The sequence below is a fragment of the Corallococcus llansteffanensis genome (assembly GCF_003612055.1).
Lineage (GTDB): Bacteria > Myxococcota > Myxococcia > Myxococcales > Myxococcaceae > Corallococcus > Corallococcus llansteffanensis.
The window spans coordinates 1-5,894 of record NZ_RAWB01000603.1; the positions used below are offsets into that span (position 1 = coordinate 1).

The following is a 5,894-nucleotide window of genomic DNA, read 5'->3' on the forward strand; positions in this document are numbered from 1 at the left end:
CCATCCATGCCCCCTACCTCCGCCACCCCGCGCAACAAGATGGAGTCCCGGGAGCTCACCCTGCGCTACGGCAGCAAGGTGGCCATCAACCAGGTGAGCCTGGGCATCCCCGAGCACAAGGTCACCGCGCTCATCGGCCCGTCCGGCTGCGGCAAGTCCACCTTCCTGCGCTCGCTCAACCGGATGAACGACCTCATCTCCGGCGCGAGCCACCAGGGCAGCGTGTACCTGGACGGCCGCAGCATCCATGACCGCGCCCTGGACGTGGTGGACCTGCGCCGGCGCGTGGGCATGGTCTTCCAGAAGTCCAACCCGTTCCCCAAGTCCATCTTCGAGAACGTCGCCTACGGCCTGCGCGTGGGCGGACTCAAGGACAAGGCGAAGCTCCAGGCGCGCGTGGAGAAGTCCCTGCGCGGCGCGGCGCTGTGGGACGAGGTGAAGGACCGGCTGGACGAGAGCGCCCTGGGGCTGTCCGGCGGCCAGCAGCAGCGCCTGTGCATCGCACGCGCGCTCGCGGTGGAGCCGGAGGTGCTGCTGATGGACGAGCCCGCGTCCGCGCTGGACCCCATCGCCACGGCGAAGATCGAAGAGCTCATCCATGAGCTCAAGTCCACGTACACCATCGCCATCGTCACCCACAACATGCAGCAGGCCGCGCGGGTGAGCGACCAGACGGCTTTCTTCTACATGGGAGAGTTGGTGGAGTGCGGTCCCACGGAGCAGATCTTCACCAACCCCCACGAGAAGCGCACCGAGGACTACGTCACCGGGAAGTTCGGCTGAAAAGCGCGACGGAAAGCAACGACATGGCGGCCATTCACACCGACAAGGCATTCGAGCAGGACCTGCGCAACCTGCGCGAGAAGCTGCTCGCCATGGGGGCCAAGGTGGAGGCCCTCGTCGCGCAGAGCGTCCGCGCCCTCACCGACCGGGACTCGGCCCTGGCGGAGAAGGTGGTGGGCGCCGACCGCGAGGTGAACCGGCTGGAGGTCGACATCGACGACCTGTGCCGCCGCATCCTCGCCCTGCGCCAGCCGGCCGCCAGCGACCTGCGCCTCATCACCACGGCGCTCAAGATCGTCACCGACCTGGAGCGCATTGGCGACCTCGCCGTGAACATCGCCGAGCGCTCCATGGACCTGAACCAGGTGCCGCCGCTGGCGCCCTACGTGGACACGCCGAAGCTGGCGGACCTGGCGCAGCAGCAGGTGAAGAAGGCCCTGGACGCGTTCGTGTCCGGTGACGCGGCGAAGGCGGAGGAGGTGCTCAAGGGGGATGATCTCCTGGATGCCCTCTTCCTGAAGATCTTCAACGAGCTCCTGGCCTACATGATGGAGGACTCGCGCAACATCCGCCGCGCCACGGCGTTGATGTTCATCGCGAAGCACCTGGAGCGCGTGGGCGACCACGCGCTCAACGTGGCGGAGATGGTCATCTACATGGTGCGCGGCAAGGACGTGCGCCACCCGAAGAGCCGCGACCTCACCGAGTAGGCGCGCCGCGTGAGGAGACGCTGTCGCTTCACGGCGCTGTCACGGCGAGTTGGCCGGCCCGCCGTGTCGCCGCCCCGGTCCCGCCATGGGCCTTCCGTAGGGTGGCGACATGCTCATCGCCTCCAGCCTCCTCCTGGCCGCGTCCCTCGTGGGCCTCCTGGCCCTGGTCCTCCAGGCGCTGTTCGTGCGCCGCCACCGCCGCGAGCCTCCGGCGGTCCCCACCCAGTCCCCGGGCCTGTCCATCCTCAAGCCGCTGTGCGGCGTGGACGACGACCTGGAGGCGAACCTGGAGCAGTTCGCGCACCTGGGCTACCCCCACTACGAAGTCCTCCTGGGCGTGAAGGACGCAAGCGACCCGGCCTGGGCGGTGGCGAAGGCGGCCCAGGCGAAGTGGCCCCACGTCATGCGCGCGGTGCTCCAGGTGGGCGAGCCCGGCCTCAATCCGAAGGTGAACCAGCTCGTGACCCTGTCGTCCGAGGCCCGGTACGACTTGTGGGTGGTGAGTGACAGCAACACCCGCGTGGGCGAAGGCTACCTGGAGGAGATCGCCGCCGCGTTCGAGGACCCCACGGTGGGCTGCGTGACGCACCCGGTGGCGGGGCTGGGGGAGACGACGTTCGGTTCGCTCCTGGACAACCTGCACCTGTCCTCCAGCGCGGCGGCGGGGATGATCGCCGCGAAGCACCTGGCGGACCGCGACATCGTGGTGGGCAAGTCCATGGCGCTGCGGCGTGAGGACGTGGAGTCGCTGGGCGGCTTCTTCTCCGTGAAGGACGTGCTCGCGGAGGACTACGTCATCGGCCAGTGGGTGACGCGCAAGCTGGGCAAGCGCGTGTGCCTTGCGCGCTCGCCCGTCTTCAACGTGTCCCTGCGCAAGAGCGTGGACGCCTTCTTCCAGCGCTACCTGCGCTGGAGCGTCATCCACCGCACAGCCGTCTCGCCCTCGACGTACCTCGCGCAGGCGCTGCTCAACCCGGTGCCGCTCGCGGTGCTGGGGGTCCTCCTCCACCCGTCGGCCCTCACGGGCTTCGCGGCGCTGGTGGTGGCGCTGGGCAAGGTCTGCGTGGACGTGGCGGTGTTCCGCGCGCTGCGGCCCCAGCCGGTGGGCGCGTGGGCCGCGGCGGCGGTGCTGGTGAAGGACGCGCTGCTGTTCGCCGCGTGGTGGCACGGCGCGTTCCGTCGCACGGTGGACTGGCGCGGCACGCGGTTGCGCGTGGTGTCAGGAACGCGGCTGGTGCCGCTGCGGGCCCGGACGTCGCCCTCGGAGGCATGGATCACCGGCAACGAGGCAGGTTGAACGCTTGAAGCCCAACTTTTCGCGCACGAACGTGCGCGGACCCTCGCCGCCCCTTCACGCGATGCCTATTTCCTTGAGCATGCCCTTCCTGAAGCTGGCCCATCTTTCGGATCTCCATCTGGACATGAGCCGCGAGAGCGACGCCGCGGCGTCCTCACTGGTGAAGGCCCTGGTGGCCCAGGACGTTGATCACGTGGTGGTGACGGGAGACCTCACGCACCGCGGCGCCAACGCCGAGTTCCAGCGCTTCCGCGAACACTTCGCGCCCTGGATGGAGACCGGGCGCCTCACCTTCATCCCCGGCAACCACGACCGTCCTGGCGAGGACGTGGGCAGCCGGTTCATGGAGGGTCGCAAGGTCCACACGGTGGAGAAGACAGGCCTCTACATGGTCTGCGTGGACTCCACCGGTGAGCACAACCGGAACTACTTCTCCAGCCATGGCGAGTTGACGGCCGACGTCGTGGTGCAGGTGGAGCAGGCCCTGTCCGCCGCGCCGCCCGACGTGGTCGTCGCGGTGCTGCTGCACCACCACGTCCTGCCCCTGCCGCTGGAGAGCTTCCCGGAGTGGATCGCGACGAAGGTGGGCCTGCCGCACGCGTCGGAGCTGGCGCTGGGCAAGACGTTGCTGGAGCGCGTGGGCGGCAAGTGCGACCTGGTGCTGCACGGCCACCGGCACATCCCACACGAGCTGGACCTGGGTCAGCCCGGTGAGCGCGCGCTGCGCGTCTACAACTCCGGCAGCAGCACGGACCTGGGGCGCTTCCGCGTCTTCAGCCACCTGGCCGGTCGGCTGGTGGGCGAGCCGGCGTGGTGTCAGGCGGCGGAGCCCGCGAAGCCGCGCACGGCGGTCCACAACGTGAGGCCCGCGCTGCAGTACTTGGTGGGCCAGCTGGGCATGGCGCTCTTCTAGCGCATGGCTGGCTGCCTGCTGGAGGGGGAGATAGGACGGAAGTGTCGCGAATGCCGGTGGGGCCCCGGAAGGTTGTCCTCAGGTCAGGAGGATGCTTGGGGCGACTCGCGGTGAGTGACGAGGCTCGGAAGGTCCTGGTCGTGGATGACGACGCGGACTGGCGGGAGTTCCTCCGGGTGAGCCTGGAGGACCTCGGCTATGAGACCACCGAAGCGGCGGATGGCCAGGAGGCGCTGGACTCGCTCAAGCGAGGGGAGCGCTTCGGGGTCATGTTGCTGGACTTGAACATGCCGGGAATGAGCGGCCTGGAGGTGGTGGAGAAGCTGCCGCGGGTGTCGACGAACCCGCGCATCGTCTTCCTCACGTCGGCGGCGGCCCAGGACGTGGGCAGCGCGCTCCTGTCGGGTCCCCACTACTACCTGCCCAAGGGAGCGAGCCGCGACCAATTGTCGCTCCTCCTACAGTCCCTGGGGGTGTAGGACAGGGGGCGTCATCCGCCGCGGGCCCGGGCGGATCCAGCCAGGAGGTCCGCCATCGTCACGGAGCTCATCATCATCCTGCTGCTGGTCCTGGCCAACGGCGTCTTCGCGGGCGCCGAGCTGGGCCTGCTGTCGGTGCGCAAGACGCGGCTGAAGGAGCTCCTGGAGCAGGGCAGCAAGTCCGCCCACGCGGTGTCGGCGCTGCGGGATGATCCGGAGCGGCTGCTGGCCACGGTGCAGATTGGCATCACGGTGATTGGCGCCACGGCGGCGGCCTTCGGCGGCGCGAGCATCGCGCAGCGGCTGGGCGGCGTGCTGGAGGGCATGGGCGTGCCGGCGGTGACGGCGGACCAGGTGTCGCTCGGGCTGGTGGTGGCGCTCGTCTCGTACCTGTCGCTGGTGCTGGGGGAGCTGGTGCCCAAGTCGCTGGCGCTGCGCTATTCGGAGCAGTACGCGCTCACGCTGGGCCGGCCGCTCAAGGCCGTGGCGTGGGTGATGCGTCCGCTGGTGTGGTTCCTCACGGCCAGCTCCAACGTGGTGCTGAAGCTCTTCGGGGACAGGACGAACTTCACCGAGTCGCGGCTGTCGCCAGACGAGCTGCAGCAGCTGGTGGAGGAGGCGTCGAAGCAGGGCACGCTGGATCCGCGCGCGGGAGAGATTGCGTCGCGGGCCTTCGAGCTGGGGGACCTGACGCTGGGCGAGGTGATGGTGACGCGCGAGCACATGGTCGCGCTCCGGCGGCACGCGACCTCCGAGGAGATCCGCCAGGTGCTGCTGGAGCACGGGCACTCGCGGATGCCAGTGTACGAGGGCACGCTGGACAACGTGGTCGGCTACATCGTGGCCAAGGACCTGTTGGGGGTGGCCTGGGAGGGGCACCTCATCGTGCTGGAGGACGTGCTGCGACCGCCGCTGTTCCTGGTGGAGTCCATGCGCGCCATCGCGGCGATGAAGGAGATGCAGCGCCGGCGGATGCAGCTCGCGGTGGTGGTGGACGAGCACGGCGGCGTGGTGGGGCTGGTGACGGTGGAGGACCTGGTGGAGGAGCTCGTGGGGGAGATCCTCAGCGAGTCGGAGATTCCCGAGGAGCGCGTGCGGCGCGAGAGCCCCACCCTGGCCGTGGTGCAGGGCGAGGCGAGCCTGCGGGAGGTGAACCGCGAGCTGGGGCTGGAGCTGGAGGAGAGCGAGGACTACTCCACCGTCGCGGGCCTGTGCATCGCGCTGGCGGGCGGCGCGATTCCGGAGCCGGGGGCGAAGCTGCCCATGCCGGATGGGACGGTGCTGGAGGTGATGGAGGCGTCGCCTCGCCGGGTGCGCGAGGTGCGCTTCCACCTGCCGGCGCAGCCCGTGCAGACGGAGGCCTGACGGCCATGCAACGGTCCCCCGGCGACCGTGGATTGCGTGCTTGCGTCGCTCTGGGACTTCGGTTACTCCTCCCACACCGGAAGTCAGTCCTGCGCGATTAGCTCAGCTGGATAGAGCGTTGGCCTCCGGAGCCAAAGGCCGCAGGTTCGAATCCTGCATCGCGCGCAGAGACAAAGGCCCGGAATCATTGGGGAAACCCACTGATTCCGGGCCTTCTGTCGTTTCAGGGGCCGATTCCCCTATCCGCCCGTACCGGGCCTCGGGCGCGATGCACTACACCGGGGGCATGAGCCGAGCCTCCCTCCTGCCCGCCTGTCTTCTCGCCACCTGCCTGGCCTGTACGGACG

Annotated in this window: 6 protein-coding genes and 1 tRNA gene; all 7 read left to right on the plus strand. The window is 69.2% G+C overall.

What is annotated here, in order from left to right:
* The first annotated feature begins 39 nt into the window (after positions 1 to 39).
* The 7 genes from pstB (at position 40) to D7V93_RS36200 (ending at position 5,712) form a co-directional block, all read left to right on the plus strand.
* Positions 40 to 783: a phosphate ABC transporter ATP-binding protein PstB gene (pstB, locus tag D7V93_RS36170; RefSeq protein WP_120647691.1), complete on the plus strand. Its 744-nt coding sequence runs from the start codon at positions 40 to 42 to the stop codon at positions 781 to 783.
* A gap of 23 nt (positions 784 to 806) precedes the next feature.
* A complete protein-coding gene (gene phoU, locus D7V93_RS36175; RefSeq protein ID WP_120647692.1) occupies positions 807 to 1,493 on the plus strand; it encodes a phosphate signaling complex protein PhoU in 687 nt (228 codons plus the stop codon).
* A gap of 109 nt (positions 1,494 to 1,602) precedes the next feature.
* On the plus strand, positions 1,603 to 2,790 hold the full coding sequence (locus tag D7V93_RS36180; protein WP_120647693.1) for a ceramide glucosyltransferase: 1,188 nt from the start codon (positions 1,603 to 1,605) through the stop codon (positions 2,788 to 2,790).
* 79 nt (positions 2,791 to 2,869) lie between these two features.
* Positions 2,870 to 3,703: a metallophosphoesterase family protein gene (locus D7V93_RS36185; RefSeq protein WP_244237716.1), complete on the plus strand. Its 834-nt coding sequence runs from the start codon at positions 2,870 to 2,872 to the stop codon at positions 3,701 to 3,703.
* Positions 3,704 to 3,798: 95 nt separating this feature from the next.
* A complete protein-coding gene (locus D7V93_RS36190) occupies positions 3,799 to 4,182 on the plus strand; it encodes a response regulator (RefSeq protein ID WP_244237715.1) in 384 nt (127 codons plus the stop codon).
* A gap of 81 nt (positions 4,183 to 4,263) precedes the next feature.
* The gene (locus tag D7V93_RS36195) at positions 4,264 to 5,547 is read left to right on the plus strand and encodes a hemolysin family protein (RefSeq protein WP_120647695.1); all 1,284 of its coding nucleotides are present in this window, start codon (positions 4,264 to 4,266) and stop codon (positions 5,545 to 5,547) included.
* 91 nt (positions 5,548 to 5,638) lie between these two features.
* Positions 5,639 to 5,712 (plus strand) — tRNA-Arg (locus D7V93_RS36200).
* Positions 5,713 to 5,894 lie beyond the last annotated feature (182 nt).

What these genes read in the sequence shown, in the direction of transcription:
- pstB (WP_120647691.1), top strand. Translation starts at nt 40, where the DNA reads ATGGAGTCCCGGGAGCTCACCCTGCGCTACGGCAGCAAGGTGGCCATC.
- phoU (WP_120647692.1), top strand. Translation starts at nt 807, where the DNA reads ATGGCGGCCATTCACACCGACAAGGCATTCGAGCAGGACCTGCGCAAC.
- D7V93_RS36180 (WP_120647693.1), top strand. Translation starts at nt 1,603, where the DNA reads ATGCTCATCGCCTCCAGCCTCCTCCTGGCCGCGTCCCTCGTGGGCCTC.
- D7V93_RS36185 (WP_244237716.1), top strand. Translation starts at nt 2,870, where the DNA reads ATGCCCTTCCTGAAGCTGGCCCATCTTTCGGATCTCCATCTGGACATG.